Genomic DNA, 26,025 nt, shown 5'->3' on the forward strand with positions numbered 1-26,025 from the left:
GCTTTCCGTAGCGGCTGGGATAAGCAGGGCGTGAAGGCCGGGCGACCGGTCGGTGCAACACAGGCGTTCCGGCGCGGGTCGGGACAGGCGGAGATTTTAGACATGGCCCATGATCGCGTCAGCGTGCTTCAGGCGCTCGAGACCCAGGGCGTCTGCCCGGTCTTCTATCACCCCGATCCCGAGGTCAGCCTGAACGTTATCCGCGCCTGTGCGCGCGGCGGGGCGCCGGTGGTCGAGTTCACCAATCGCGGCGACTTCGCCTGCGATCTGTTCGGCGAGATCAATCGCGAACTGATCAAGACCGACCCGGAGGTGGTGCTGGGCATCGGCTCGGTGGTCGATAACGGCACGGCGGCGCTTTACCTGAACCGGGGCGCGCGCTTCGTGGTCAGCCCCTGCCTGGTTCCCGACGTGGCCAAGGTCTGCAACCGGCGCATGGTCGCCTATTTCCCCGGCTGCGGCTCGGTGACGGACATCGGCGAGGCGCACGAGCTGGGCTGCGACATCGTCAAACTGTTTCCCGGTTCGTCGGTCGGCGGTCCGGACTTCGTCAAGGCGGTCAAGGGGCCGATGCCCTGGGTCAAGATCATGCCCACGGGCGGCGTCGATCCCGATGAAGCCTCGATCGCCAAATGGTTCGGCGCCGGCATCGTGGCGGCGGGCATGGGATCGAAACTGGTGACGGACGAGGCGGTCAAGTCGGGCGACTGGGCCTCCATCGAGGCCAAGGTCCGCGCCACCGTGGACGCCGTGGCGGCGTTCCGGGCGTCGAAGGGGTAAGGCGCCCCCACACCCTGTAACTCCGTCACCCTCGGGCTTGTCCCGAGGGTGACGGGGTGGGGAGAGAGATCAGGGCGGCGGAGGCGCGTCCAAGGGCGGCGGCGGCTCAGCCGTGCGGCCATTCCGGCCAGCGCCGCCCGGCCCCTTGCGCGCCAGCAGTTCGGCCAGGGCCGCCCGGTCCTGAACGTCCAGTTTTTGCAGCATGGCGATAGTCCCGCCCTCGAGGCGCGCCCGGCCGCGCAGCTCGGCCGTGCGGGACTGGTCCAGCAGGGCCTGGACCCGCACCGGATCCATCTGCGGCTGCTTGGCCGCCTCGACCGCCTGGCGGCGCGCCTCACGCGCCGCTTCGAAGTCGGGGCGGGCTGACAGGGCGACGGCGCGCATCGAGGTGCGAACCTCGCGGCGGGCTTCCGGGCTGAGCCGGCTGATCAGCTGGGGGAAACCGCCTTCGCGGCCGGGCCGGCGTTGTTCGGCGATCCGTTCATCCACCTTGGCGCGGCTGATCAGGAAGGCCGCTCCCCCGCCGAGGGCGAACAGGTTCAGCGCCACCGACGCCGCCAAGGCGATCTTCAGCGTGCGACCGCTCATCCCAGAACCTCCGTGTCGTCCACCGCGACCAGGGTGGATTGATACAGGACCGCATCGGCCCGCTCGTTGGCCGTGACATGGGTGGTCAGGCCCACGCCCGCGACCACGCCGGCGCAGGCCGCCGCGGCCCAGCCGGCGCCGAGATAAAAGGCGATCCGGTCCAGATGGAAACGACGAGTCTTGACCTTGGGCGCAGCAGCCAGAATGCGCGCAGCCAGATCGGCCGACGGCGTCGGGGCGGGCGACGCGTCCAGCAGGGCGTCCAGCGCCGCCGCCTGATCCAGCACGGCCCGCAGCGACGGGTCGGCCGCGATCAGGGTCTCGGCAAAGGCGCGTTCGGACGCGGGCCACCGACGCAGGTCGGCGCCGTAAGCGTCCGCCAGAGCGTGCAACCGTTCCGCCTTCATCGTCCGTCTCCTTCACTCGCCCCTGGGGCCATATCCGCCAGGGCCAGACGCAATGCGCGGCGTCCGCGCGACAACAAACTCTCCAGCGCGTCGACGCTGATCTCCATCAGGGCGGCCGCCTCGATATTGGACAGTTCCTGATAATGGCACAGGACGACGGCCTCGCGCTGTCGGTCCGGCAGGCGTTTCAGCGCCGCATCGACCCGCACCCCCGTTTCGGCCGCCAGCAGGCCTCGATCCGGCGCCGGGCCTTCGTCGGGTCGGTCGGGCGGCGTGTCCGTGGGGATCTCGCGCCGTCGCCGCAGCCGATCGTAACAAAGGTTCAGCGCCACCCGGTGCAGCCAGGTGTCGAACTTGGCTTGGCCGGGCGTCCATTTGGGCGCCTGTCGCCAGGCCTTCAGCAGCGTCTCCTGGGCCACGTCCTCGGCCTCGCCCGCGTCGCCCAGCATGCGCTGGGCCAGGGCCAGGATGCGCGGCAGCTTGCGCGCGACAAGCGTCTGCGCGGCCGCCGGGTCGCCCTGACCCACGCGGCGCACCAGATCCTCGTCGGGGTCGACGATCGCGACCAAACCCGCCTCTTCCGCTGCTGACGAAAGGGACCGATTCGCACGCGAAGGCCGACCCCGACACTGTTCTTACTCCGAAGCGGGGGGCGGGGAAGCCGGTTGTTGACCCAGGCGATGATCGAGACGGTGATGCGGACGCTCGCCCCGGCGGGCCGGCATGGCGGCGCGGCGTTCTTCGGCGGTGACGACGCCGTTCTTGTCCGCGTCCATCTTGTCGAAGCGCTCGCCCAGCTTGGCGGCGACCTCGGCGATCACCACGGGGCCGGGTTCGCGACCTTCGGGACCGCCCGGCGCGCCGGGGCCTTCAGGACCGTCCGGACCGCGCATCGCATGGCGAGGGCCGCCGCGACCCGGACCCCGTTCGCCACGGGGACCGCGGTCGTCGCCGTCAGCCCGTTCAGGCCGGCCGGCGTCGAACTCGGCGCGGCTGATGGCGCCGTCGCTGTTCGCGTCCAGCTTGGCGAAGCGTTCATCAGCCCGCTCGGCGCGCTTGGCCTGCATGGCGGCCTCGCGCTCGGCGACGCTGACCGTGCCGTCGCGGTCTGCGTCCAGCGCCGTCAGACGGGCGATGCGCGCATCGACGAAGGCGGCGCGGGTCAGGTCGGCGTCCCGATCCGGGCCGCCCCCGAAAGGACGTTCCATGTCATTGGGCGGCGGCGGCGCGGCGGCCGGAGGCGGCGGTGGCGGCGGAACCTGTGCGGTGGCGGCGCCGGCCACAGCGCCCATGGATGCGGCCAGCGCGACGGCGCCGAGGCTGTTCAGAAAGATCTTTCTCATCTCGATATCTCCTTGGGCCGCTTGGCGCGGCCTTCGACATGCCCTGTCAGGAGATTGAACGCGGCCCCCGCTCATCTCCGTCGCGGGCCTCTTCGCGACCGGCGGGGACCGCGCGTTCGAAGGCTTTGCGCGCCCGCGCCCGCAGTTCGGTCAGTTCGGTCTTCAGCGCCTCGAAATCCTGCGCCCCCGCCGCCTCGGCCAGCCGCAGTTGGAAGACCCCCGGCTCGGCCTCGGGATCGACCCGGCCTTCGAAGGCGGCGGCCAGCAGATGGGCCAGCCGCTGCTGCACTCGCCAGGCCTCGGCCAGGACGGGGTCGTCGTGCAGGGCCTCCAGGGTCGACAATGTCAGGGGCTCGCCCTCCACGGCGGCCTGGAGCTGGCGGTATTGGGCCGCGAACTCCGCGTCCACCTGACCGCCGGGCGACAGTTTCAGATCCCAGAAGCCGTGCGGGCGGCGTTCGCGGTCCATCAGGGCGCGCATCTTGCGGACATCGGCGGCGATATCGACGCCGGGGCGGGGCCGACGCAGGGCCGCCTCGATCGCCGCCGAGACCCGGTCGCCGAAAACCGGATCACTGGCCCAGACGACACGCGCGCGGGTCAGGACCATGAACTCCCAGGTCTCGGCCTCGCCGGCGTAATAGTCGTCGAAGGTGGACAGCCGCACCGAGACCGGCCCCTTGGACCCGGTGGGGCGCAGCCGCATGTCCACCTCGTACAGGCCGCCCTCGGCCGTATGGGCCGACAGGGCCGCGATCAGCCGCTGGGTGAAGCGGGCGTAGAAGACGTCGGCGGTCCAGCCCTTGATCTCGGACACGGTCTCGGGCGGGGCGTCGTACAGGGTCATCAGGTCCAGGTCGGACCCGGCCGTCATCTCGCGCGACCCGGCCTTGCCCAGGGCCACCACCGCCACCGCGCCGGGGAAGGCGCCGCCCAGCCGTTCGGTCTCGGCCAAAGCCGCGGGGGACAGGGTGCGCATGGCGGCGTCGGCCAGGGCGGCGTAGGCGCGGCCGGCCGCCTCTGGTCCCGCCCGGCCGGTAAGGGCGTGGATGCCGATGCGGAACATCTGTTCGCGGTGCAGGCGACGCACGGCGTTCATGGCGCCCTCGAAATCCTCGGTCTCGCCGGCCTCGCGCTGGATCTGTTCGGTCAGGCCGGTCTCGTCCGACAGATCGGCCAGGAAGCGCGCGTCCAGCACGCCGTCCAGGGCCGCCGGCTGACGCCCCAGGGTGCGGGCCAGACGCGGGGCGAAGGCCATGACCCCCAGCACCATTTCGAACAGTCTCGGCTGGTTCAGGAACAGGGCCTGGACCTGGACCCCGGCCGCCAACCCCGAGAAGAAGACGGCGAAGCGGCGGAAGGCGTCGTCGGGCGCGCCGGACCGGGCCAGGGCCTCCAGCAGCCGGGGCGCCAGCCGGGTGAACAGTTCGCGCCCCCGCTCGGTCCGGGTCGCGGGGATGCGGCCGTGGTGCCAGCTGCGGATGGTGTCGGCGACCGAAGGCGCTTCGGAAAAGCCCATGCGACGCAGGGTTTCAAGGGTCTCGGGATCGTTCTCCACCCCGGTGAAGACCAGGCTGCCATAGCTGGAATCCAGTTCCTCGCCGCCTTCGAACAGTTCGCCGTAGCGGGTGTTGACCCGGACCAGCAGGGCCTCGACATGGGCGTCGAAGGCGGCCAGGTCGGTCCAGCCGGCCAGGGCGGCGACGGCGGCGCGGGCCTGGGCGTCCTCGGGCAGGCGATGGGTCTGCTCGTCGTCCAGCATCTGGACCCGGTGCTCCAGCCCGCGCAGTTCGACATAGGCGGCCGACATCTCCTCGGCGACGGCGGTGGAGATGTGGTCCGCGTCGGCCAGGGCGTTCAGCGCCTCGATGGTGCGTTGACGCCGCAGTTCAGGGTCGCGTCCGCCCAGGATCAGCTGCTGGGTCTGGGCATAGAATTCGATCTCGCGGATGCCGCCCCGCCCCAGTTTCAGATTGGCGCCGGCGGCCTGCAGCCCCTCGCCGGTCTTGTGGACGTGGATCTGGCGTTTGATGGCCTGGATGTCGAGGACGGCGGCGTAGTCCAGGCTGCGTCGCCAGACGAAGGGCCGCAGGGCTTTCACGAACCGGGCGGCGGCGCGCTGGTCGCCCAGCACCGGCCGCGCCTTGATGAAGGCCGCCCGTTCCCAGTTCTGGCCGACGCTCTCATAATAGGCCAGGGCCATCGGCCCGGCGACCACCGGCGGGGTCGAGGACGGATCGGGCCGCAGCCGCAGATCGACGCGGAAGACATAACCGTCGGCCGTCCGTTCGGTCAGCAGGGTGGCGATCCCCTTGCCGACCCGGTTTGCGAAATCCTGCATCTCCTCGCCCTCGCGCATGGCCAGGCCCATCAGGCGCGGCTCGAAGAAGAGGGAGATGTCGATGTCGGACGAATAGTTCAGCTCGTTCGCGCCATGCTTGCCCATGGCCAGGCCGAACAGGCCGGGGACGGGGCCGCGCGCATCGTCGGGCGGCGAAATCAGACGGCCCCGCGCGCGCTGTTCCGCCGCGACGGCGCGCAGGGCGGCGCGGCAGGCGGCGTCGGCGAAGCTGGACAGGGCGCCGGTGACCTGATCCAGGTCCCAGACCCCGCCCAGATCGGCCAGGGCCGTCAGCAGGTGGAGATCGGCCTTCAGCACCCGCAGCGGGGCGCGCACATCATCAGGTTCGGCGTCCAGGGCGTCGGTGTCCGCGAGAATGCGGATCAGGCCCGAGGTCGGGTTCGTTTCCAGCAGCCGACGCAGGTGGGCGGGGCGGCGGCGCATCAGGCCCGCCAGATAGGGCGAGGCGCCGGCCACCGGGGCCAGGGCGGGCCAGGCTGCGTCCAGGGTCGCGCGCCAACCGTCGGCCTCGGCGGCCTCGATCAAGGTCTCCAGCAGGCGCTCAGCGGCGGCAGGGTTCGCGACAGGCCCAGCCGGGGTCAGGATTTCGAACAGGGGTTGGGGCTTGGGATCGGGCATTCAACTCTTCCGCTCATCCCGGCGAAAGCCGGGACCCAGTGCTTTCGCTTGGCACAGCGTTGGACCACGATCCTGACACGGATCACAAGGCCGCGCGCCCAAAGGACTGGGTCCCCGCTTTCGCGGGGATGAGCGGAAATATCTAGCTCAGGCTTGCCGGCGGCAGCACCAGGGCCACCCGCAGCCCCGGCCCGAAGCCGTCATAGGCGCCGGGGCCCTCGTCCAGCACCACCCGGCCGCCATGGGCCTCGGCCACCGCCGTGACCAGGGACAGGCCCAGGCCCGAGCCCGGCTCGGTGCGGCTGTTGTCCAGTCGCACGAACCGCTGGACCACCCGTTCGCGGTCCTCTTCCGGCACGCCGGGGCCGGTGTCGGTGACGGAATATTCGATCTCGCCCGACGACCGCCGCCGCGCCCGCAGCTTCACCGCCCCGCCGGCCGGGGTGTATTTGATGGCGTTGTCGATCAGATTGGCCAGGGCCTGGGCCAGGAAGGGCTGGTTGCCCTCGATCATCAGGCCGGTCTCGACCTCGGACGAGAAGTCGATCGACTTGTCCTCGGCCGCCGGTTCGTAAAGCTCGGCCATGTCGGCGGCCAGTTCGGCGGCGTCCATCAGCTTGGGGTCCGGCGCGCCCCCGGCTTGCAGCCGGGCGATGGCCAGGACGGTGTTGAAGGTCTTCAGCAGATGGTCGGCCTCGTCCAAGGCGATGCCCAGGGCGTCGACGCCGTCGATCTTGCCCGCCTCGGCGTCGATCAGGGCCACCTCCAGCTTGGCTCGCATCCGCGTCAGAGGCGAACGCAGGTCGTGGGCGATGGCGTCGCCGGCATGGCGGATCGAGGCCATCGACCCCTCCAGCCGATCCAGCATGGTGTTCAACCCCTGGCCCAGTTCGTCCAGTTCGTCGCCGGTGTGGCGGATGACGGCCCGCTGCTTCAGGTCGCCGTCCTGCACCGCCTGAACGACGCGGTTCAGCCCGCCCATGGCGCTTTCGACGCGACGACTGACGTAGAGCCCGCCGGCCAGCCCCAGCAGCATGACCAGCCCCATGGCGCCCCACAGGGCCTGGGTCAGGCGGGCCAGATATTCCTCGATGCCGCCGATGTCTTCGCCGACGAGCAGGGTGTCGCCGCCCGCCAGAGGCATGATCACCCCGATAGAACGGCGGGTCTGAACGCGTCCGTCGGGATCCGTGCTGGTCAGGCGGAAGGTGCTCCATTCGCCCCGCCCGACTTCCGGCGCCCCTTCCAGATCGAAGGGCATGACGGACAGGTTGCCGGTGACGATCTTCCCGTCCGGCCCGGTCAGCAGATACAGATAGGGGCCGCCTCGGATGGTCCGTTCGACCAGGGCCTGGTTCAGGGCGTCGATCCCGCGCGTGCGGTGGACGGCGGTCAGGGCCTCCAGCTCGGTCTCCACATCCGTCCGCGCGCGGGCCTGGGCCTCCGACGCCGAGGCGAAATAGACATAGGCCAGGATCGCCCCCGCCGCCGCCACGAACAGGGCCAGGAACAGCAGCGTCAGCCGGAAGGGCGTGCGGCGAAGGAGGGAGGGAAGGCGCATGGGTTAAGAGAACTCTCCCTCCCCCTGCGGGGGAGGGGGGGCGCCGCGCTGCGGCGACCGGGTGGGGCGGGCCAGGCAAGACCCACGCACATCTTCGATGATCTCCGCCAACTGATCCCGGACCCGGAGATTGTCATAGCGCAAGGTGATCAAACCCTCTCTTGCGAAGACCGCGTCACGCACGCGATCCTGCTTCGCACGGTCTTCATCTAAGTGGGACCCGCCGTCCACTTCCACGATCACCCCTCGGGCCCAACAGAAGAAATCAAGGTAGTAGCCGCGCAGCGGCGCCTGTCTTCGGAAATGCAAACCGTCAGATCGGAGAGCGCGCAGGGCGACCCATAGACGGGCTTCCGCTGGAGTGAGCGTTTTCCGCATGGCGCGCGCCCGAGCAATTTTCGCCATGTCGCCCTGCCCTCCCCACCCGGACGCTACGCGTCCCCCCTCCCCCGAGGGGGAGGGAGAATAGATGCGCCTAGGCCTCCAACCTATATCCGGCGCCGCGCACGGTCTGGAGCATCGCCCGCTCAAACCCCTTGTCGATCTTGGAGCGCAGGCGGCTGATGTGGACGTCGATGACGTTGGTCTGGGGGTCGAAATGATATTCCCACACCTTCTCCAGCAGCATGGTGCGGGTCACCGACTGGCCGGCGTGGCGCATCAGGAACTCCAGCAGCTGGAACTCACGCGGTTGGAGGTCGATCTCGGTCGTTCCGCGATGGACGGTGCGGGCGATCAGGTTCATTTCCAGGTCGCCGACCTTCAGCACCGTCTGGACCCCGCCGGTCTCGCGACGGCGTGACAGGGCCTCGACCCGGGCGATCAGTTCGGCGAAGGCATAGGGCTTGACCAGATAGTCGTCGGCGCCGGCCTTGAGCCCCGTGACCCGGTCCTCGACCTCGCCCAGGGCCGACAGGAACAGGACCGGGGTCTGGTCCCCGCCCTTGCGGACGGTTTCCACCATGCCGACGCCGTCGAGGCGCGGCATCATCCGGTCGACCACATAGACGTCATAGCCGCCCTTCTGAGTTTCCAGCAGGCCGAACGCCCCGTCCACGGCATGGGTCACATCATGCCCCGCTTCGGACAGACCCCGCACCATGGCCGTCGCCGCCTCTGCGTCGTCCTCGACCACCAAAATCCGCATGGAACCCCTCCCGGAATCAAAATCGCCGCCGATGGTAGCGCATCGGCGGCGATTCAGTGAGTTACGGCTTAGTCAGCTTTCTTAAGCTCCAAGACATAGGGCACATTCCCCGCGCCCCGCGCCCAAATCAGCAGATAGGCGCCCGGCCGTCCCGAAGCCCTGACCGCGTTGACGGCGTTTCGGAACTCCTCGACCGTTCGGACCGGCGTGTTCTGAACCTGCTGGATCACGACGCCCTGCGACAGCCGCGGATCAACGCCGTTGGCGACGCCTGTCACTGCCAGCCCCTCGACCGAGGCGGGCGCGCCAAGTCGCTGGCGCAGCGCCGGCGTCAGCGGCGCGACGGTGAGGCCTTCAACCGTCGCCGAGGCGCCGGGCGTTGCGCTCGGCGCGTCGCCGCCGCTGCTGCTTCCATCCTGGCTGTTCAGCTCGGTCTCTGACGGGCGCTTGGTCGAACGGGCCGTAATGGTTTGACGGCGACCGTCGCGTAGCACTTCCATTCGCAGGGTGTCGCCCGGCTTGGCCGAGCCGACCATTCGCGTCAGCTTCGTCGAGGAATCGATCGTCTCGCCGTTAAGGGAAACGATCAGATCGCTGAACCGCAGGCCGGCGCGATCCGCCGGGCCGTCCGGCGTGACGTTGGAGACCAGGGCGCCCTTCTGGTTTTCCGGCAAGCCCAGGGCCGCCAGTTCCTCGGCGGTCGGGGTGCTGATCTGAACGCCCAGATACCCCCTCTCGATCACCTCGCCACGCATCAGTTGCGTGGTGATCCGCTTGGCCGTCTCGGCCGGGATGGCGAAGCCGATGCCGACCGAAGCGCCGGTCGGCGAATAGATGGCCGAGTTCACGCCGATGACGCGGCCGTGGATGTCGAAAGTCGGACCGCCCGAGTTGCCCCGGTTGATGGCGGCGTCGATCTGAAGGAAGTCGGTATAGGGGTTTTCGCGTCCGCCGATGTCGCGGGCTTTGGCCGAGACAATACCGGCGGTCGCCGTACCGCCCAGACCGAACGGGTTGCCGATGGCGATGACCCAGTCGCCGACGCGCGGATCGGCCGTCTCTTCGAAGCTGACGTATTTGAAATTGTCCCCATCGACCTTGATCACCGCCAGGTCCGTCGCCTCGTCGCGCCCGACCAGACGCGCCGTCAGTTCGCGGCCGTCCGACATCTTGACCTTGATCTCGGTGGCGTCGGCGACGACGTGGTTGTTGGTGACGATGAAGCCGTCCTGCGAGATGAAGAAGCCGGAACCGGCGCCCTGGGTCGTCTGGGGCTCGGCGTCTTCGCCTTGACCGCCTTGTCCCTGAGGCGGGACGAACTGGAACGGCAGGCCGGGGATCTGGAAGGAACCCTGCGGCTGGTCGACCTTGACCGTCACATCGATCTGAACGACGGCGGGAGCGACCTGTTCGAAGATGTTGGCGAAGCTGTTGGGCGCGCCGGGCGGGGGCGAGAAGCTGTCGCCATTGGCCGGGACGGGGGTGATCCGGTTCACCGCCTGGGGGTCGGCGTGGGCGCCGGGCCAGCTCATGAAGCCGCCGGCGGTCGCCGCCGCCGCGAGGGTTAGGCCGGCCGCGGCCCCGAGAATGAACTCTTTGCGCTTCAGCATCTTGGTCCTTGCGATCCTTTGTCGAGGCCGACGCCCCGTCTTCGCTCTTGATATAGGCGGAACCGGCGTGACGCCAATTCCAGCGTTCGATGGATGATCCCGACTAGCGCCCGTCGTGAGGCGAGGTTGCGTCCAGATCGCGGCGAAGCTTCTCATTTGCGAGAATGTCTTGCAGCCGACGTTCCTCGTCCGGGGAAAGGGGCTCGGCCTCGGCGGAACCGCGACGGGCGCGGACCATAAGGACCAGCAGCGCCAGCGCCGCCAGGGCGAAGGGGCCGAACCACAGCAGCCAGGTTCCGGCCCGCACCGGCGGGGTGAACAGGATATAGTCGCCGAACCGGCGCACCAAGTCGTCGCGTACCGCCTGGTCGGAGGCGCCGGACGCGATTTCCTCGCGGATCAGGCGGCGCATGTCGCCGGCGACGCCCGCCGGACTGTCGGCGATGGCCTCGTGCTGGCAGACGACGCAGCGGACGTCCTTGAACAAGGCCTGGGCGCGGGCTTCCTGGGCAGGATCGTTCAGCGGACGGTCGGGCGCGGCGGGGGGCTCGGCCGCCGTCAGCATCAGCGCCAGGACCGGCGCGGCCAGCAGGATCGAGAGCCGCCTCATGCGGTCTTCCTTCGACGCGGCCCGACGCCGAGACGCAGCCGGCGGTCCAGCAGGGACAAAAGCCCCCCAAACGCCATGATCATCGGCCCGAGGAAGATCAGCCGCGCCCAGGGGTTCCAGTACAGGCGCACCACCCAGGCCGGTTGTTCGGGCGTTCCCGCCCGCTCGCCCATCACCACATAGACGTCGTCCAGACCCCGGAAATCCAGGCCCACCTCGGTCGTCGTCTGCCCCCCGGCGGGGAAGAAGCGGCGTTCCGCCGTCACCGTCTTCGCCCGACCCCGGTCGTCGGAAGGGCGCACGGTCAGCCGGCCCTGTTCCGCCAGATAGTTCGGACCCTCGACCACCCGGACCTGATCCAGGGTCACGGTCCAGGGACCGGCGGAGACGCTCGAGCCCAGGGAAAGCGCACGCGCGGCCTCGGCCTTGAAGCCGGTCTCGACCACCGCCCCCAGGATGAAGACGCCCAGGCCCAGATGGGCCAGGCTCATGCCCCAGGCGCCCAACGGCAGGCCCTTCAAGCGACGCAGGGTCTCGGCGCCCGAGGCGCGGAACAGGCGCGCCCGTTCGGCGACCTCCGCCAGCGATCCCAGGATCAACCAGGCGCCCAGGCCGACGCCGGCGGCGGCGAAGGCCTTTCTGGGCTCCCACAGGGCGTAGGCCGCAAGGGCGCTGACCAGGGCCAGGCCCGCCGCGACCGCCAGCCGTTGCATGGCTCCGGGCAGGTCGCCGCGCTTCCATGCCAACAGCGGCCCGGCCGGCAGGATGATGAAGGCGACCGTCATCAGCGGAACGAAGGTGGCGGCGAAATAGGGCGGGCCGACCGAGATGGTGGCGCCGGACGCGGCCTCCAGGATCAACGGATAGAGGGTGCCCAGCAGGACGGTCGCCGCCGCCGCCGTCAGGAACAGATTGTTCAGCACCAGCGCGCCCTCGCGGCTGACGGGGGCGAACAGGCCGCCGCCTTTCAGCTGGGGCGCCCGCCATGCGAAAAGGGCGAAGGCGGCGCCGGCCGTGATCCCGAGAATGGCCAGCAGCATCAGGCCGCGCTGCGGATCGACGGCGAAGGCGTGAACGCTGGTCAGGACGCCGGACCGCACCAGGAATGCGCCCAGCATGGAGAAGCTGAAGGCCAGCAGGGCCAGAAACACCGTCCAGCCCGCCAGGGCTCCGCGCCGCTCGGTCACCACGGCGCTGTGCAGCAGGGCCGCGCCCGCCAGCCAGGGCATGAAGCTGGCGTTCTCGACCGGATCCCAGAACCACCAGCCGCCCCAGCCCAGTTCGTAATAGGCCCAGAAGGACCCCAGGGTGATGCCGACGGTCAGGAAGGCCCAGCTGGCCAGGGCCCAGGGCCGCACCCACCGGCCCCAGGCGGGCCAGAAGGCCGTCTGCGCCCGGCCCTCGATCAAGGCGGCGACGGCCAGGGAGAAGCAGACGGAGAAGCCGACATAGCCGGCGTAGAGCAGCGGCGGATGCACGGCCAGGGCCGGATCCTGAAGCAGCGGGTTCAGCGACGCCCCCTGGAAGGGCGCGGGGTCCAGCCGGGTGAAGGGGCTGGAGGTGAAGACGGCGAAGGCCAGGAACAGCGAGCCCAGCGCCCCCTGCACCGCCACGGCCGAGGCCTTCAGCCCGAACGGCAGCCCGCGCGCGCGGGCCAAGGCTCCGCCGAAGACGGTCAGGACCAGGCACCACAGCAGCAACGACCCCTCGTGACTGCCCCAGGCGCCGGCGACCTTGTACAGCATCGGCTTGTCGGTGTGGCTGTTGGCCGCGACGTTCGACACCGAGAAGTCGGACACGACGAAGGCGTAGATCAGGGCCGCGAAACTGAGAGCCACAGCGCCCGCCGCCGCCAGGGCCGCGCCTTGCGCCGCGCCCGTCAGCACCGGACTGCGCCGGGCCCGTCCCGCCGCCGACAAGGCCGTCTGCAGGATCGACAGGGCCAGGGCCAGAGAGAGGGCGAAGGCCCCGAGTTCTGCGATCATAGGCTTTCGGTCGCGCTATCGGCCTGCGGCCTGCTTGAGCGCGTGTTCGCGACGGGGTTTTCCGGCCGCCATTCGCCCTTGGCCTTGATCCGGTCGGCGACCTCGCGCGGCATATAGTTTTCGTCGTGCTTGGCCAGGACCTGGCTGGCGTGAAAGATTCGGTCGGCCCCGAATGATCCCTGGGCCACGATCCCCTGCCCCTCGCGGAACAGGTCGGGCAGGTCGCCGTGGTACTGGACCTGGGTCACAGCGACATTGTCGGTGACGGTGAAGACGACCAGGCCGTCGCCGGATTTCTTTACGCTGCCGGTCTCGACCAGGCCGCCCAGACGGATGTTGCGGCCCTCCGGCGCCTTGTCGGCTGTGGCCTCGGACGGGGAGTAGAAGAAGGTCACGCTGTCCTGCATGGCCCACAGCGACAGGCCGACCGCCAGGGCCAGGATCGGCGCCACGGCCGCGACGACCCACAGGCGACGGCGCGCCTTCGGTGATTTCGGCAGCCAGCTCATGAGTTTGCGGTCCCGCTCCGCGACGGAATTTTCACTCCGTCTACAGAGGCCTGCGCGCCGCGCCAACGGGTCATTCCGCCCTCGGCAGGCGCCGTTCCAGATCCTGGCGGCGCGGATCGGCCGGGTCCAGGGCGGCGATCAGGGGCGTCCACTGGGCGCGCGTCGCCGCCGCATCGCCCCGCTCGAACGCCGCCTGCCCCAGGAAGAAGCGCGCGCCCAACTGGTCGGGATCCAGCCGGACCGCCTCGCGGAAGGCGGCCTCGGCGTCGCCGCCGACCCGGCCGTCATTGGCCCGCACCAGGCTTTCGCCCAGTCGCGCCCAGGCCTGGGCGTCGGTCGGCTCCAGTTCGATCAGCCGACGAAAGGCCGAGGCGGCGCCCAGCGGGTCCTCGGCCGCGAACCGGGCCGCGCCCAGCATGGCCAGGGCCTGACGATCTTCGGGATTGTCGCGCGCGACCCGCGCCGTCACCGCCGCCAGCTGCGCCGGCTCAAGACCCTCAAGATTGGCGGCCCAGTCATCGACCCGGCGCTCATAGGCCTGGTCGGGCAGGCCGGGCGATCCCGTCGCGACATAGAGGGCCAGGGCCCCCGCCGTCGTCGCTCCAATCCCGGCCAGCACCCAGACGCGGTCACGCCGTCCCACGACCGGCGCCGTCACGGCCTGCCCCGCCAGCAGTCGCCGGCCCGCTTCGGCGCGAGCCGCAGCATGGGCCGCCTCGTCCAGCAGGCCCCGCGCCTTAAGCCGGTCCAGTTCGTCCAGCTCTCGCCCGCCGATCTCGGCCTCGCCGGCCGCAGCCGTGTCGGCCCCGCGTCGCGCCCCGGTCAGCACCAGCAGCCCGGCCATCGCCGCCGCCAGGCCGGTCATTATCCAGAAGACGATCATACCCGCCGTCTATCGCATCAGACGACGCCGGGCGAGGCCTCTCGCGTCGCCCGCAGGGCCTCGGCGGCGGCGGCGCGTCGTCGCACCGCCCGTGCGGCTTCCAGCGCATCGAGCAGGGTCAGGAAGCGCGCGGCCACGCCGATGAGCCGCAAGGCCTGGTCCGGATTGTCCGCCTCTCCGTCCCCGACACTATCCAGCGCCTCGTTGGCCCAGGTCGAGAGATAGTCGGTCAGCTCGGTCTTCAACGCCAAGCGGTCCGCCTCGCAGCCAAAGGTGTTGGCCGCGCCGCGCAGGCTGGACACTGCAGCCAACAGAGCCGCCGCCGCTTCGATGGGTTCGCCCTTGGCCGGCGCCTCCAGCCAGGGACAAAGGCGGGTCATGCGGCCGGTTATGACCTGACGCTTCATCGGCAGGGCGGCGTGGACGGCGACCGAGGTGGACTTCATCAGGCCCGAAAGCTGGCCCACGACCTGGACCCGCGCCATCCGCGCCGCCCGGCCCCAAGGCGAGTCGGGCCGCACCTGAAGGGTCAGGTCCATCTCGGCCAGAACCCCGGCGCACCAGGTCACATCGGCGACGACCTCGGCCATGACCGTCTCGTCCTGCAACGGCCGGGCCGCGGCGATCCGCTGACCGCGCGTCTGGACCGAAGCCAGCAGGCGTTCGACGAAGACCCCCATGTCGGAATGGCTCAGAACGAACTCGCTGTCAGCCAGCCGGCTGGTTTGGGTCACGACCCTCAGCATCCGCTCGGCGTCGGCGACGTGGGCGAACAGGATGTCGATCATCCGCCGCCCGCCGTCCGGGGACACTGTCATGGCGTCCTGAATCAGCAGCCTCAGCCCCGCCAGCTGATTGGCGTCGGGTCGCTCCAGCCAGGCCGGCAGGCGCGGCAGGGCGCTGCGGGCCAGAGGGACAAGATCGAAACAGCCGGCCAGTTCGGCCGGGGTCGCGGGCGGCGCGTCCGCCTGAGGCTTGCGATATTCCGGCCAGACCTCGCCGGGTCGATCGCGCAGCACCGCCGCCGCATGGGCGCACAGCCGGTCCGCGACCAGGGTCCATTCCCCCTGAGAGGGACCGGCCCCGTCCAGCAAACTTAGAAACGCCTCCTCGTCCTTTTTGGCCTCGCGCCACATCCGCGCCAGAAGGAAGGACGGGAAGACCAGGGACGGGGTGGCGTCCACGCGCGGCTGAAACAGGGGCAGCACGGGTGCAAAGGCTGTATCGCGGCGGGCGCGGTCGCGCGCCTCCTGCACGATCATGACCGCCAGCTCCGCCGCCTTGTCTCCGCCCAAGCTGGGCACGGCCGCGCCCAGCTTCGCCAGGGCGGCGTCCGGCGCGGCCTGAACCACCGCCTGAAGGGCGGCGCGATGGGCGGCGGACAGCGAGGACAATGGGCGCTCCCGTCAAAGGGCGTCGAAGACGACACCGTGCCTGGTTTCGGTTAACAACGGCTTCTCGACGTGCGCCCCCTTGAGCCCGGACGACGGAACGCCATATTCGCGCCACGACGCCGGGCGCGAGAGTCTCGGATTACGGAGCGCCGATGCCGGTTATCGAAATCCAAGGCCTGACCAAGACCTACAAGTCGGGGCTTCAGGCGCTGAAACGCGTCGATCTGACCATCGAGAAGGGCGAGATCTTCGCCCTGCTGGGTCCGAACGGGGCCGGCAAGACCACCCTGATCTCCATCGTCTGCGGCATCGTCAACGCCACGACGGGGACGGTGGTCGCCGACGGTCACGACATCCGCAAGGATTTCCGCGCCGCCCGCACCAAGATCGGCCTGGTGCCACAGGAGCTGACCACCGACGCCTTCGAGACCATCCTGGCCACTGTCACCTTCAGTCGGGGCCTGTTCGGCAAGCCGGGAAACCCGGCCCTGATCGAGCAGATCCTGAAAGACCTGTCGCTGTGGGACAAGCGCGACTCCAAGATCATGACCCTGTCGGGCGGGATGAAGCGCCGGGTGATGATCGCCAAGGCCCTGAGCCACGAACCGGACATCCTTTTCCTCGACGAACCCACCGCCGGGGTCGACGTCGAACTGCGCCGCGACATGTGGGCCATGGTCCGCAAGCTGCGCGAGCGCGGCGTCACCATCATCCTGACCACCCACTATATCGAGGAGGCCGAGGAGATGGCTGATCGGGTGGGGGTGATCCTGAAGGGCGAACTGATCCTAGTCGAGGAAAAGACCGCCCTGATGAAGAAGCTGGGCAAGAAGACCCTGACCCTGAACCTGATCGAGCCGCTGGCCGCCCTGCCGGCAGAGCTGTCGGACTGGGACCTGACGCTGAAGGCCGACGGGGGCGAGCTGGAATACAGTTTCGACGCCCAGGCCGACGATACCGGCGTGCCGTCGTTGATCCGCGCCCTGGAACGGCTGAACATCGGCTTCAAGGATCTGAACACCCGCCAGAGCTCGCTGGAAGACATCTTCGTCAGCCTAGTTCACCGCGACGGGGAGGCCGCCTGATGAACTTCAACGGACATGGCGTCTGGGCCATCTATCGGTTTGAAATGGCGCGGGCCCTGCGCACCCTGTGGCAGAGCGTGGTCACGCCGGTGATCACCACGGCCCTGTATTTCGTCGTCTTCGGCAGCGCCATCGGCGGGCGGATGCAGGCGGTGGACGGCGTGGCCTACGGCGCCTTCATCGTGCCGGGCCTGATCATGCTGAGCCTGTTCACCCAGTCGATCTTCAACGCCTCCTTCGGCATCTACTTCCCCAAATTCACCGGCACCATCTACGAGATCCTGTCGGCGCCGGTGTCGTCGCTGGAGGTGGTGCTGGCCTATGTCGGGGCGGCGGCGACCAAGTCGGCGGTGCTGGGCCTGATCATCCTGGCCACAGCGGCCTTCTTCGTGCCCTTGCAGGTGCTGCACCCGGTCATGATGCTGGCCATGCTGGTGCTGATCTCGGTGACGTTCAGCCTGTTCGGCTTCATCATCGGCATCTGGGCCGGCAGCTTCGAACAGCTGAACTTCATTCCCATGCTGATCGTCACGCCCCTGACCTTCCTGGGAGGCTCCTTCTATTCGATCGACATGCTGCCTGAGGGCTGGCGTACGGTCGCCCTGTTCAACCCGGTGGTCTATCTGATCTCGGGCTTCCGCTGGACCTTCTACGGCGCCGGCGACGTGGCGATCGGGATCAGCGTGGCGGCCACCCTGGGCTTCTTCGCCCTGTGCTTGGCCGTGGTCATGTGGATGTTCAAGACCGGCTATCGGCTTAAGGCCTGAGAAACAGGGTCTGACGACCAGCCGGGGCCGTCACGAAACCGGCCAGATCGCCTGCGAGTAGAGTAAGCATGTCCGACGACTCCAAGAGCCCGCCCGCACCGAACGTCCCCGCAGGGACGACGCCGGAGCCGTTCCAGCGCAAACAGGTGACCTGGGGCCGCATGCCCACGACCACCTTCCACGTCGGCCCTGTGCCGGTGGCGCCCAATCCGCTGGACCGGATTCCCAATCGACCGCCGCTGAAGACGCCGCTGGGCCAGGCTCAAGCGGGTCAACCGCAGCAGGCGCAACCCCGCCGCGCGACGCCTGCGCCGCGGCCCGGCGCCGGCATACTGAGCGGCTCGCTGATCCCGCAGGCTCGCCCTGCATCCGCCCCTCTCCCGACCCAGCCCGCCGCCCCGCCCCAGCCCGCCGGACCGACGGCGGCCGATGTCGATCTGACGGTCCGCCCCCTGCCCGGCGCGGCGCTGGAGCCGGCGCGCCAGAGAGCGGCAGAGCCCACGCCGCCCGTCCCGGCGAGCGCCCCAGTTATTGAGACGCCCGAAACGGCCCCTGCGGCCTCGCCCATCATCGCTCGCCCGACTCGAAGAGCCTCCCGACTGCCGGCCTATATCGGTTTCGGCGCAGCGGCCGCCCTGGTCGTCGGCGGCGGCCTGTGGTTCGCGCTGCGTCCCGCACCCGAAGCTGCACCGCCACTGGACGCCGCCCCCGCCGCTGCGCCCGCGCCGACGGCGGCTACAGCCCCCGCCCCTATCACGCCGGTCGCCGAGACGCCGCCGCCCGCTCCGTCCGTCGAGGCGGCTCCGGCCGAAAGCGCAGAAGCCCGCACCACAACGCCGTCCGCCGCGCCCCGAACAACGGCCCCGGCGGCCAACCCGACCCAGGCTCCAACCCGAACGCAAACGCCGACGACGACCCAGCCCGCGCCTACCGCCGCAGCCCAGTCCCAGCCGGCGCCGACGGCCGCTCCGCCGCCGCAGGTCGTCATAGCCCCGACGCCGACCGCCGCTCGCCCGACCCAGGCGGATCCGGACGCCCCCGTCGTGACACGGCCGCAACCGCTGGACTGACCGCGCGCGGATCGGCGGCTTGAGCGCCAGAACCGCCGTTTCCTTCAACTTGGTTATCCTCCCGTTAACCATCCTCCCGGCATTTTCTGCCCAGTGAATTGCGGGAGCCTGTGACGATGAACGGCGCGGAAGTTCTGGATGTGGGGCGCGACGCCATCTGGCTGACGATCCAGCTGTGCCTGCCGGTCCTGATCGTGGGCCTGGTGGTCGGCGTGGTGATCGGCCTGTTCCAGGCCCTGACGCAGATTCAGGAACAGACCCTGATCTATGCGCCGAAGATCATCGCCATCTTCGTCTCCCTTTTGCTGTTCCTGCCGCTGATGGGCGCCCTGCTGGGCGGGTTCATGCGCCAGATCGCGGCCCGCATCGCGGGCATGTAGACGAGTGGAGGCCTACGCCACCGCCGATCAGGTCTGGGCCGGCGGGCTGATCTTCGCCCGGATCGGGGCGATCCTGATGCTGATCCCCGGCTTCGGCGAGACCTATGTGCCGCCGCGCGTGCGCCTGTCCCTGGCCCTGGTCATCAGCCTGGCCCTGTGGCCGGTGGTGCGCGGGGCTCTGCCGGGCCTGCCCGAAACGGTGGGCGGCATGGCAGGCTGGGTGATCCGCGAAGTGGTGGTCGGCCTGATGATCGGCATGCTGCTGCGGATGTTCCTGACCGCCCTGACGACAGCGGGTGAGATCGTGTCGCTTCAGACCACCCTCAGTTTCGCCCAGACCGCCAACCCGCTTCAGGCCGCGCCGGGCTCGACCATCGCCTCCTTCCTGATGCTGTTCGGGGTGACGCTGATCTTCGCGACCAACACAGATCACCTGTTCATCGCCGGCATGGTCGGCTCCTATGAACTGATCGCCCCGGCCAAGCCCCTGATCATGGGCGACTTCACCGAGATGGCGGTGCGGACCCTGGGCGACAGTTTCCTGCTGGGGGTTCAACTGTCGGCGCCGGTTCTGGTGTTCGCCCTGATCTTCAACCTGGCCTCGGGCCTGATCGCTCGGGTCATGCCGTCGTTCCAGGTCTATTTCGCCGCGGCGCCGCTGAGCGTCATCCTGGGCCTGTCGATCTTCGCGCTCAGCCTGGGCGCTCTGGGCACCGTCTTCATCGACCGCTACCGCCGCCTCGCCGAGGTGTTCGCGGCCGGCGCCTTCGGGGGAGGGGCGGGTGGCTGACGACACCGACCCCGAGTCGAAAACCGAAGAGGCCACCCCCCGAAAACTCGAGGAGGCCCGAAAAAAGGGCGATGTCGCCAAGTCCCAGGATGTCGGTCAGGTCCTGTCCCTGGCCGGGGCGGCGGCAGTCATCCTGGGGGCCGGAGGCTGGTTCTGCGGATCCATGGCGCAACAGCTGCTGCCCTTCATCGCCCAGCCGCACCAGATGCTGGGCATGCTCGACTCGGGCGCGGGAAACCAGATCCTGGCCAAGGCCCTGTGGGCCATCACGCCCTTTCTGGGCGCGGTCATGCTGGCCACCATTCTCGGGGGCGCGGGCGGTCACCTGGCGCAGTCGGGCCTGATCTTCACCGCTGAGAAGCTGAAGCCGCAGTGGTCAGCGGTGAATCCCCTGTCCGGATTCAAGCGGATCTTCGGCCCCGACGGCCTGGTGCAGTTCGTCAAGACCTTCCTGAAGCTGATCGCCGTCTGCGTCGTCTGCTGGATGGTGCTGAAACCCCATGTCCGCGAGTTCGAGAACATGGTGACGCTGAGCCCCGCCGCCCTGCTGCCGCTCGCGCGCGACATGAGCCTGGCCCTGTTCGTCGCGGCCATCATCCTACTGGGCGCCACAGCGGGCGCCGACTTCATCTGGCAGAAGATGCGCTTCGCCAAGCGGATGCGGATGACCAAGGAGGAGATGAAGGAAGACTACAAGCAGACGGAAGGCGATCCGCATGTGAAGGCCAAGCTGCGGCAGATCCGCATGCAACGCAGCCGCCAGCGGATGATGGCCAATGTGCCCAAGGCCACCGTCATCGTCACCAACCCGACCCACTATTCGGTAGCCCTGCGCTATGAACCCAGCGAGGGCGACGGGGCGCCGGTGTGTGTGGCCAAGGGCGTCGACGCCCTGGCCCTGCGCATCCGCGAAGTGGCCAAGGAACACAATGTGCCGATCGTCGAGAACGTGCCCCTGGCCCGCGCCCTTTACGCCTCGGTCGAGATCGACGCCGTCATTCCCAAGGAACATTTCGAAGCCGCCGCCAAGATCATCGGCTTCGTCTTCCAGGCCCGCAAACGCCGGTAAGACCCTGTAAGGCCCCAGGCCCGATTTGGGGGTATGATTCAGACCACTGATTCGCGAGGCCGCATGAAGTCCACCCGTCGCCTGCCGTTCGACCTGCTCGCCGTTGCGACGGCGTTCGGCGTCGTCGTGGCCATCGCCGCCCTGGCCTATCCGGCCTTCAAGGCCAATCCGATGTCGGCGCCGGGCATGATCCTGCTGGTGACGGCGGGCCTGATCGCCCTGATCGGCCTGTTCGGCTTCCGCCGCGCTGAGACGGCCAAACCGTCCAGTGACGTCGCCGTGGACATGCTGGACGCGATGGCCGAGCCGGCGGCCCTGGTGTGGGAGACGGGGCAGGTTCTGGCCTTCAACGGCGCCTGGGCCCAGGCCAACGGCACCATCACCGCCCTGCCGCGCGGCAAGTCGGCCCAGGCCCTGTATATGGCCTTCGCCCAGGCGCGGCGAGGCGAACCCGGCCACGCCATCGTTCAGATCGGCGAACGCGAGGTCGAGGTCGTGATCGGCAAGGCCGGCGACAACCGCTTCCTGCTGCGCGTCGCGCCCGAGGCCGTCCTGCCCGTGCCGGTCGCGGCGACGGCGCCGACGAACGGCGCTGCGGCGGGCGAATCCCGCGCCATGGCCGCCGGCGCCCCGTTCGGCTCGGCCGTCATCGACGGCGCCGACCTGTTCGCCGGTCGCGCGCAAGAGGCCAACGCCGCCCTGGCTGTCCTGACCGGTCCCGGCGCGGCCCGCGACGCCGCCTTCGGCCATCTGTTCGAGCCGATGGGCCTGGCCGAGGCCCGGGTGAAGCTGGCGGCCGGTTCTTCCGGCCCTATCGAACTGGTCGCCCGCGCCTATCCCGACAAGATGCTGCACCTCTACGTGGCGCCGGAAGGCGAGCGCAAACGCATCTGGCTGTTCGACGTCTCGGCGCAGAAGTCGATGGAGCTTCAGCTGTCCCAGGCCCAGAAGATGCAGGCCGTAGGCCAGCTGGCCGGTGGCGTGGCTCACGATTTCAACAATCTGCTGACGGCCATTCAGCTGCAGCTGTCAGGGCTGCTTGAGCGGCACCCTGTCGGCGACCCTTCGTACGATGGGCTGAACGAAATCCGCCAGACCGCCATCCGCGCCGCCGACCTGGTGCGCAAGCTTCTGGCCTTCTCGCGCAAGTCCACCGTTCGGCGCGAGCGGCTCGATCTGGGTGAATTGGTCGGCGAGTTCGCCGTCCTGCTGCGCCGTCTACTGCGCGAGGACGTGCGGCTGGAGACCGACTACGGCCGCGACCTGCCGGTGGTTCTGGCCGACAAGAGCCAGCTGGAAACGGCGGTTATGAACCTGGCCGTCAACGCCCGCGACGCCATGCGCGGCGTGGTCGAGCCGGGCGACGCCGTCGTGACCATCACCACCCGCCGCCTGACCGGGGACGAGGCGCGCCACCTGGGCTGGCCCGGCGCCCCGACCGAGGAGGTCGCTCTGATCGAGGTGTCCGACACCGGCCCCGGCGTGCCGCCCGAACTTGTGGACAAGATCTTCGAACCCTTCTTCACCACCAAGGCGGTGAACGAGGGCACGGGCATGGGCCTGGCCACCGTTTACGGCATCGCGCAACAGGCCGGCGGCCACATTTCGGTCAGCAATATCGAAGGCCCCCACGGCATGAGCATGGGCGCCGCCTTCCGCATCTTCCTGCCTGCGGCGGGCGAGGCGGAACTGGCGGAGGTCCAGCCGGCCGAGGTCAAGGTCAAGGCGCCGCGCGACCTTTCAGGCGCCGGCCGCATCCTGTTCGTCGAGGACGAGGACGCCGTGCGCGGCATCGCCGCCCGCCTGCTGCGCCAGCGCGGCTATGAGGTGATCGAGGCCGCCGACGGCGAGGAGGCCCTGCTTCTCGCCGAAGAACACGCGGGCCAAATCGACATGATGATCTCGGACGTGATCATGCCCGGCCTGGACGGCCCGTCGCTGCTGAAGAAGGCGCGCAAGTACCTGGGCGACGCGCCAGTCATGTTCATCTCGGGCTATGCCGAGAGCGACTTCTCGGACCTGCTGCAGGACGAGGTCGGCGTCTCCTTCCTGCCCAAGCCGCTGGACATCAAGACCCTGGCGGAACGGGTGAAACAGGAACTGCACGCGGGCTGAGACACCCGCCGCCGTCGGCCGCTCAGGCGGCGCGGCGCAGGGCGGAGGGCGACTTGACGTAGAGGCCTTGGCGGCCGCTCACGGGACGGAAGGCGACGGTCTCGCCTTCCAGCTTTTCATCCAGGCCCAGGAACAGACAGCCGTCGTCGACCAGTCGCCGCTCCAACCCGTCCAGCACACGGGCCCGGCGCGCCGGCTCCATATCGCCCAGGACGTTGCGGCAGAAGATGACGTCGAACCGGGCCTCGTCCGCCGGCTCGTCCAGCAGATTGGCGCGGGCGAAGCGCACCCGATCGGCCAGTTCGTCACGAACCCGCCAGTTGTCCTCGGCCGGCTCGAACCAGCGCAGCATGGTGTGGGCGGTAAGGCCGCGCTGAATCTCGAAACCGGTGTAGAGACCGGATCGAGCCTTCTCGATCGCGCGCTGAGAAAGATCGGTGGCGACCAGATCCACAGCGACCCCGGCGTCCAGACCGGCCATGGCGACAGACCAGGCTTCCTGGCCCGTCGAACATCCCGCGGACCAGACGTTGACCCGGCCGCCGGGACGCGCCCCGCTCAGGGCCGGCAGCAGCTCCTTCTCCAGCACCGCGAAGGGGGCACGGTCACGGCGGAACCAGGTCTCGACGTTCAGCAGGGCCTCGATCACGGCCCAGCCGAGGGAGGCCACCGGATTGGCCCACAGATTTGTCAGCAGGGCCTCGACATTGGCGTAGCCTTCACGACGCGCGATCGGACCCAGCCGGTGTTCGGCCAGGTGAATCCGATCCCGTGTCAGCCGATAGCCGGCGCGGGTGGCCAAAAGTCCCTGGAGTCTGTCGAAGTCCTCGGGGGTCATGCCGCGATCGCGCCGACCTCCGTCAATTTGGACTGCAGAATCTCGCCGTCGAACGGCTTCATTACATAGTCGTCCGCCCCGGCGGCCAATGCTTCGGCGATCCGTTCGGGCCGGGTCTCGATGGTGCAGAACAGGACCTTGGGCCCGTCGCCGCCGGGCATGGCGCGCAGGCGGCGCAGGAAGGTCAGCCCGTCCATCACCGGCATGTTCCAGTCGATCAGCAGAAGATCGGGCATGACCCCGGTGCAATAGGCCAGGGCCTCTGCGCCGTCCGCCGCCTCGTCGACCTCATAGTCGAGACCCTCGACGATCCGACGGGCCACCTTGCGGATGATCCGGCTGTCGTCGACGATGAGGCAGGTTTTGAAATCCAAGGCGAGGCTCCCCAGGGCGCTGGGCTTCCGACAGAAGTCACGCGTCCCGCACCATCGCCCGATTCCAGTTAACGAGTCGTTTGGAAACGCCTCAAAGGGGCATTTTGGCGACCAGCGAGACCCGGCCTTCCTCGACCGTCGTCTGCAGGGTCCCGCCCGCCTGAACGACGGTCAGCCACAACCAATAGGGCTGAATCCACTGGCCCGCCAGCCCCTCTGTCAGACGCTCTCCAGCCAGGCCCGTGACCGCCTCAGGCTTCAACCGCGCCCGCGCGCCCTCGGCGAAACCCTCGAAGACCAGGGCGCCGCCCTCGACATGGGACTGGATCACCGCATTGCCGCCCATCGGCAGGGCGCCGACGGTCAGATAGGCCAGGTTGATCAGGGCCCGCGCCTGGGGCTTGGAGAATTCACCCTCGGCGATCCGCCAGTCGAGCGAGGCGCGTCCGCCCTCGGTCATGGCGGCGACCAGGGACTGAAGCTCGCGGGCGTTGAACCGTTCGCTGGTCGTCGCCGCGCCGAAGGCGACCCGGGCGAAATGCACCAGGGAGACCATCTTGCGGGCGCTCTGCTCGATCAGGGACAGGGCGTCCTCGCGCATGTCCTGGGCCGTGGGATCGCGCATCAGGTCCAGGCCCGAAACAATCGCGCCCGACGGGCTGATGAAGTCGTGGCAAAGCTTGGCGGCGATGTAGGTGGCCAGCTCGGTTCCGTCGACAGGCAGATCAAGCGGGGCTTTGGCGGCGGCGGTCGAAGTCATGGAGGCGAGCATATCCTCGTCGGCGTTCAGGTCACAGTTCGTGTCGCGCGCGAAGCTGACGTGATTTGCCGGTTCATGGAACCGCCGTGATGGTCTATCGAGCGCCTAATGACGACCTCCCCTACGAACACCCTGTCCCAAGACCTCGAATCCGGCGCCCTGGCCCTGGCCATCGCCGAGATCGCCGAAGACGCCGCGCGCGTCATCCTGCCCTTCTGGCGCAACGACACCGCTGTCGAGACCAAGTCCGACGACAGCCCCGTCACCCAGGCCGACCGCGCCGCCGAGGCCCTGATTCTGGAACGCCTGGCCGCCCTTTATCCCGGCGTCCAGACGGTGGCCGAAGAAGCCGTGGCCGCGAACGGCGCGCCCGATTCGGCCGACGACTGGTTCTGGCTGATCGATCCGCTGGACGGCACCAAGGGTTTCGTGCGCGGCGGCGAGGCCTTCACCGTCAACATCGCCCTGATGCACGCCGGCTATCCAGTCGCGGGCGTGGTCACGGCGCCGGCGACGGGCACGACCTGGCGCACCGACGTCCCCGGCGCGGGCGCCTTCCGCCGCCAGTTCGGCGAGCAGCAGCAGGGCGAGGCCCACGCCGGCGCCGAATGGCGACCCATTAAGGTGCGCGACCGCCCGCAGGAGGGCATGGCCCTGCTGAGCCACAGCGTCTCCGATGAAGAGGCTACGCGCCTCGCCGCCCGCCACGGCTGCACCCGCTGGCAGGGCACGGACTCGTCGCTGAAGTTCTGCCTGATCGCCGAGGGCCGGTTCGACGCCTATCCGCGCTCGGGCCCGACGTCCGAATGGGACACGGCGGCGGGTCAGGCCGTGCTGGAGGCGGCGGGCGGCCGCGTCCTGGCCGACGATGGTCAGCGCCTGGCCTACGGCAAGCCGAAATTCCTCAACGGCCCCTTCGTCGCCATGGGCGGCTGAGGCTGAAGACGGGGAGAGGATTCTCTCCCTTCATCTTTCGGGCC

The 26,025-nt window shown here is 69.2% G+C and carries 26 protein-coding genes; 9 read left to right on the forward strand and 17 right to left on the reverse strand.

Annotated features, from left to right (window positions below; all coding sequences use genetic code 11):
• The first annotated feature begins 102 nt into the window (after window positions 1-102).
• A complete protein-coding gene (locus tag PKE72_RS01865; RefSeq protein ID WP_271163769.1) occupies window positions 103-780 on the forward strand; it encodes a bifunctional 4-hydroxy-2-oxoglutarate aldolase/2-dehydro-3-deoxy-phosphogluconate aldolase in 678 nt (225 codons plus the stop codon).
• A gap of 69 nt (window positions 781-849) precedes the next feature.
• Here the strand turns inward: PKE72_RS01865 and PKE72_RS01870 are convergent, their stop codons facing one another.
• The 14 genes from PKE72_RS01870 to PKE72_RS01930 form a co-directional block, all read right to left on the reverse strand.
• Window positions 850-1,368: a periplasmic heavy metal sensor gene (locus PKE72_RS01870; RefSeq protein ID WP_271163770.1), complete on the reverse strand. Its 519-nt coding sequence runs from the start codon at window positions 1,366-1,368 to the stop codon at window positions 850-852.
• Window positions 1,365-1,775 carry a hypothetical protein gene (locus PKE72_RS01875; RefSeq protein ID WP_271163771.1) on the reverse strand — a complete coding sequence of 137 codons (411 nt, stop codon included), beginning with the start codon at window positions 1,773-1,775 and terminating at the stop codon, window positions 1,365-1,367. The genes PKE72_RS01870 and PKE72_RS01875 overlap by 4 nt, the downstream gene beginning before the upstream one ends.
• Window positions 1,772-2,344, reverse strand: coding sequence for an RNA polymerase sigma factor (locus PKE72_RS01880; protein ID WP_271163772.1), 573 nt, complete (start codon window positions 2,342-2,344; stop codon window positions 1,772-1,774). The genes PKE72_RS01875 and PKE72_RS01880 overlap by 4 nt, the downstream gene beginning before the upstream one ends.
• A gap of 66 nt (window positions 2,345-2,410) precedes the next feature.
• A complete protein-coding gene (locus PKE72_RS01885; protein ID WP_271163773.1) occupies window positions 2,411-3,118 on the reverse strand; it encodes an EF-hand domain-containing protein in 708 nt (235 codons plus the stop codon).
• A gap of 46 nt (window positions 3,119-3,164) precedes the next feature.
• Window positions 3,165-6,098, reverse strand: a complete 2,934-nt coding sequence (locus tag PKE72_RS01890; protein ID WP_271163774.1) for a bifunctional [glutamine synthetase] adenylyltransferase/[glutamine synthetase]-adenylyl-L-tyrosine phosphorylase — start codon at window positions 6,096-6,098, stop codon at window positions 3,165-3,167.
• A 142-nt stretch (window positions 6,099-6,240) separates the two neighbouring features.
• A complete protein-coding gene (locus PKE72_RS01895) occupies window positions 6,241-7,659 on the reverse strand; it encodes a sensor histidine kinase (protein WP_271163775.1) in 1,419 nt (472 codons plus the stop codon).
• A gap of 3 nt (window positions 7,660-7,662) precedes the next feature.
• Complete coding sequence (locus PKE72_RS17495; RefSeq protein WP_373878062.1) at window positions 7,663-8,064, reverse strand: endonuclease domain-containing protein; 402 nt, start codon at window positions 8,062-8,064, stop codon at window positions 7,663-7,665.
• Window positions 8,065-8,134: 70 nt separating this feature from the next.
• Window positions 8,135-8,806 (reverse strand): response regulator transcription factor, encoded by a 672-nt coding sequence (locus tag PKE72_RS01900; protein ID WP_271163776.1) that lies wholly within the window; start codon window positions 8,804-8,806, stop codon window positions 8,135-8,137.
• Window positions 8,807-8,874: 68 nt separating this feature from the next.
• Window positions 8,875-10,416: a Do family serine endopeptidase gene (locus tag PKE72_RS01905; RefSeq protein ID WP_271163777.1), complete on the reverse strand. Its 1,542-nt coding sequence runs from the start codon at window positions 10,414-10,416 to the stop codon at window positions 8,875-8,877.
• Between the two features lie 103 nt (window positions 10,417-10,519).
• On the reverse strand, window positions 10,520-11,026 hold the full coding sequence (locus PKE72_RS01910) for a cytochrome c-type biogenesis protein (RefSeq protein ID WP_271163778.1): 507 nt from the start codon (window positions 11,024-11,026) through the stop codon (window positions 10,520-10,522).
• Window positions 11,023-13,011 carry a heme lyase CcmF/NrfE family subunit gene (locus tag PKE72_RS01915; protein WP_271163779.1) on the reverse strand — a complete coding sequence of 663 codons (1,989 nt, stop codon included), beginning with the start codon at window positions 13,009-13,011 and terminating at the stop codon, window positions 11,023-11,025. The genes PKE72_RS01910 and PKE72_RS01915 overlap by 4 nt, the downstream gene beginning before the upstream one ends.
• On the reverse strand, window positions 13,008-13,520 hold the full coding sequence (ccmE, locus tag PKE72_RS01920) for a cytochrome c maturation protein CcmE (RefSeq protein ID WP_271163780.1): 513 nt from the start codon (window positions 13,518-13,520) through the stop codon (window positions 13,008-13,010). The genes PKE72_RS01915 and ccmE overlap by 4 nt, the downstream gene beginning before the upstream one ends.
• A gap of 70 nt (window positions 13,521-13,590) precedes the next feature.
• Window positions 13,591-14,403: a c-type cytochrome biogenesis protein CcmI gene (gene ccmI / locus PKE72_RS01925; RefSeq protein WP_271163781.1), complete on the reverse strand. Its 813-nt coding sequence runs from the start codon at window positions 14,401-14,403 to the stop codon at window positions 13,591-13,593.
• A gap of 17 nt (window positions 14,404-14,420) precedes the next feature.
• Entirely contained in the window at window positions 14,421-15,797 is a 1,377-nt protein-coding gene (locus tag PKE72_RS01930; RefSeq protein ID WP_271163782.1) for a hypothetical protein, read from the reverse strand.
• Between the two features lie 152 nt (window positions 15,798-15,949).
• Here PKE72_RS01930 and PKE72_RS01935 point away from each other — a divergent pair, with 152 nt between their 5' ends.
• The 7 genes from PKE72_RS01935 (at window position 15,950) to cckA (ending at window position 23,073) form a co-directional block, all read left to right on the forward strand.
• Entirely contained in the window at window positions 15,950-16,882 is a 933-nt protein-coding gene (locus PKE72_RS01935; RefSeq protein WP_271163783.1) for an ABC transporter ATP-binding protein, read from the forward strand.
• The gene (locus PKE72_RS01940; protein WP_271163784.1) at window positions 16,882-17,649 is read left to right on the forward strand and encodes an ABC transporter permease; all 768 of its coding nucleotides are present in this window, start codon (window positions 16,882-16,884) and stop codon (window positions 17,647-17,649) included. Before PKE72_RS01935 ends, PKE72_RS01940 begins: the two co-directional genes overlap by 1 nt.
• 68 nt (window positions 17,650-17,717) lie before the next feature.
• Complete coding sequence (locus PKE72_RS01945) at window positions 17,718-18,719, forward strand: hypothetical protein (RefSeq protein WP_271163785.1); 1,002 nt, start codon at window positions 17,718-17,720, stop codon at window positions 18,717-18,719.
• Between the two features lie 116 nt (window positions 18,720-18,835).
• Window positions 18,836-19,099 (forward strand): flagellar biosynthesis protein FliQ, encoded by a 264-nt coding sequence (fliQ, locus tag PKE72_RS01950; RefSeq protein ID WP_054764003.1) that lies wholly within the window; start codon window positions 18,836-18,838, stop codon window positions 19,097-19,099.
• Between the two features lie 4 nt (window positions 19,100-19,103).
• Complete coding sequence (fliR, locus tag PKE72_RS01955) at window positions 19,104-19,889, forward strand: flagellar biosynthetic protein FliR (RefSeq protein WP_271163786.1); 786 nt, start codon at window positions 19,104-19,106, stop codon at window positions 19,887-19,889.
• Window positions 19,882-20,958 carry a flagellar biosynthesis protein FlhB gene (gene flhB, locus PKE72_RS01960; RefSeq protein ID WP_271163787.1) on the forward strand — a complete coding sequence of 359 codons (1,077 nt, stop codon included), beginning with the start codon at window positions 19,882-19,884 and terminating at the stop codon, window positions 20,956-20,958. Before fliR ends, flhB begins: the two co-directional genes overlap by 8 nt.
• A gap of 63 nt (window positions 20,959-21,021) precedes the next feature.
• A complete protein-coding gene (gene cckA / locus PKE72_RS01965; protein WP_271163788.1) occupies window positions 21,022-23,073 on the forward strand; it encodes a cell cycle histidine kinase CckA in 2,052 nt (683 codons plus the stop codon).
• 22 nt (window positions 23,074-23,095) lie between these two features.
• Here the strand turns inward: cckA and PKE72_RS01970 are convergent, their stop codons facing one another.
• From PKE72_RS01970 to chpT, 3 genes are all read right to left on the reverse strand, one after another.
• Window positions 23,096-23,911: a CheR family methyltransferase gene (locus PKE72_RS01970; protein WP_271163789.1), complete on the reverse strand. Its 816-nt coding sequence runs from the start codon at window positions 23,909-23,911 to the stop codon at window positions 23,096-23,098.
• On the reverse strand, window positions 23,908-24,285 hold the full coding sequence (locus PKE72_RS01975) for a response regulator (RefSeq protein WP_271163790.1): 378 nt from the start codon (window positions 24,283-24,285) through the stop codon (window positions 23,908-23,910). Before PKE72_RS01975 ends, PKE72_RS01970 begins: the two co-directional genes overlap by 4 nt.
• Window positions 24,286-24,376: 91 nt before the next feature.
• Window positions 24,377-25,045: a histidine phosphotransferase ChpT gene (chpT, locus tag PKE72_RS01980; RefSeq protein ID WP_271163791.1), complete on the reverse strand. Its 669-nt coding sequence runs from the start codon at window positions 25,043-25,045 to the stop codon at window positions 24,377-24,379.
• Window positions 25,046-25,153: 108 nt separating this feature from the next.
• Between chpT and cysQ the strand changes: the two genes are divergently transcribed.
• Window positions 25,154-25,981, forward strand: coding sequence for a 3'(2'),5'-bisphosphate nucleotidase CysQ (gene cysQ, locus PKE72_RS01985; protein ID WP_271163792.1), 828 nt, complete (start codon window positions 25,154-25,156; stop codon window positions 25,979-25,981).
• Window positions 25,982-26,025: the final 44 nt, after the last annotated feature.

It is taken from the genome of Brevundimonas intermedia (assembly GCF_027922165.1).
Classification (GTDB): domain Bacteria; phylum Pseudomonadota; class Alphaproteobacteria; order Caulobacterales; family Caulobacteraceae; genus Brevundimonas; species Brevundimonas intermedia.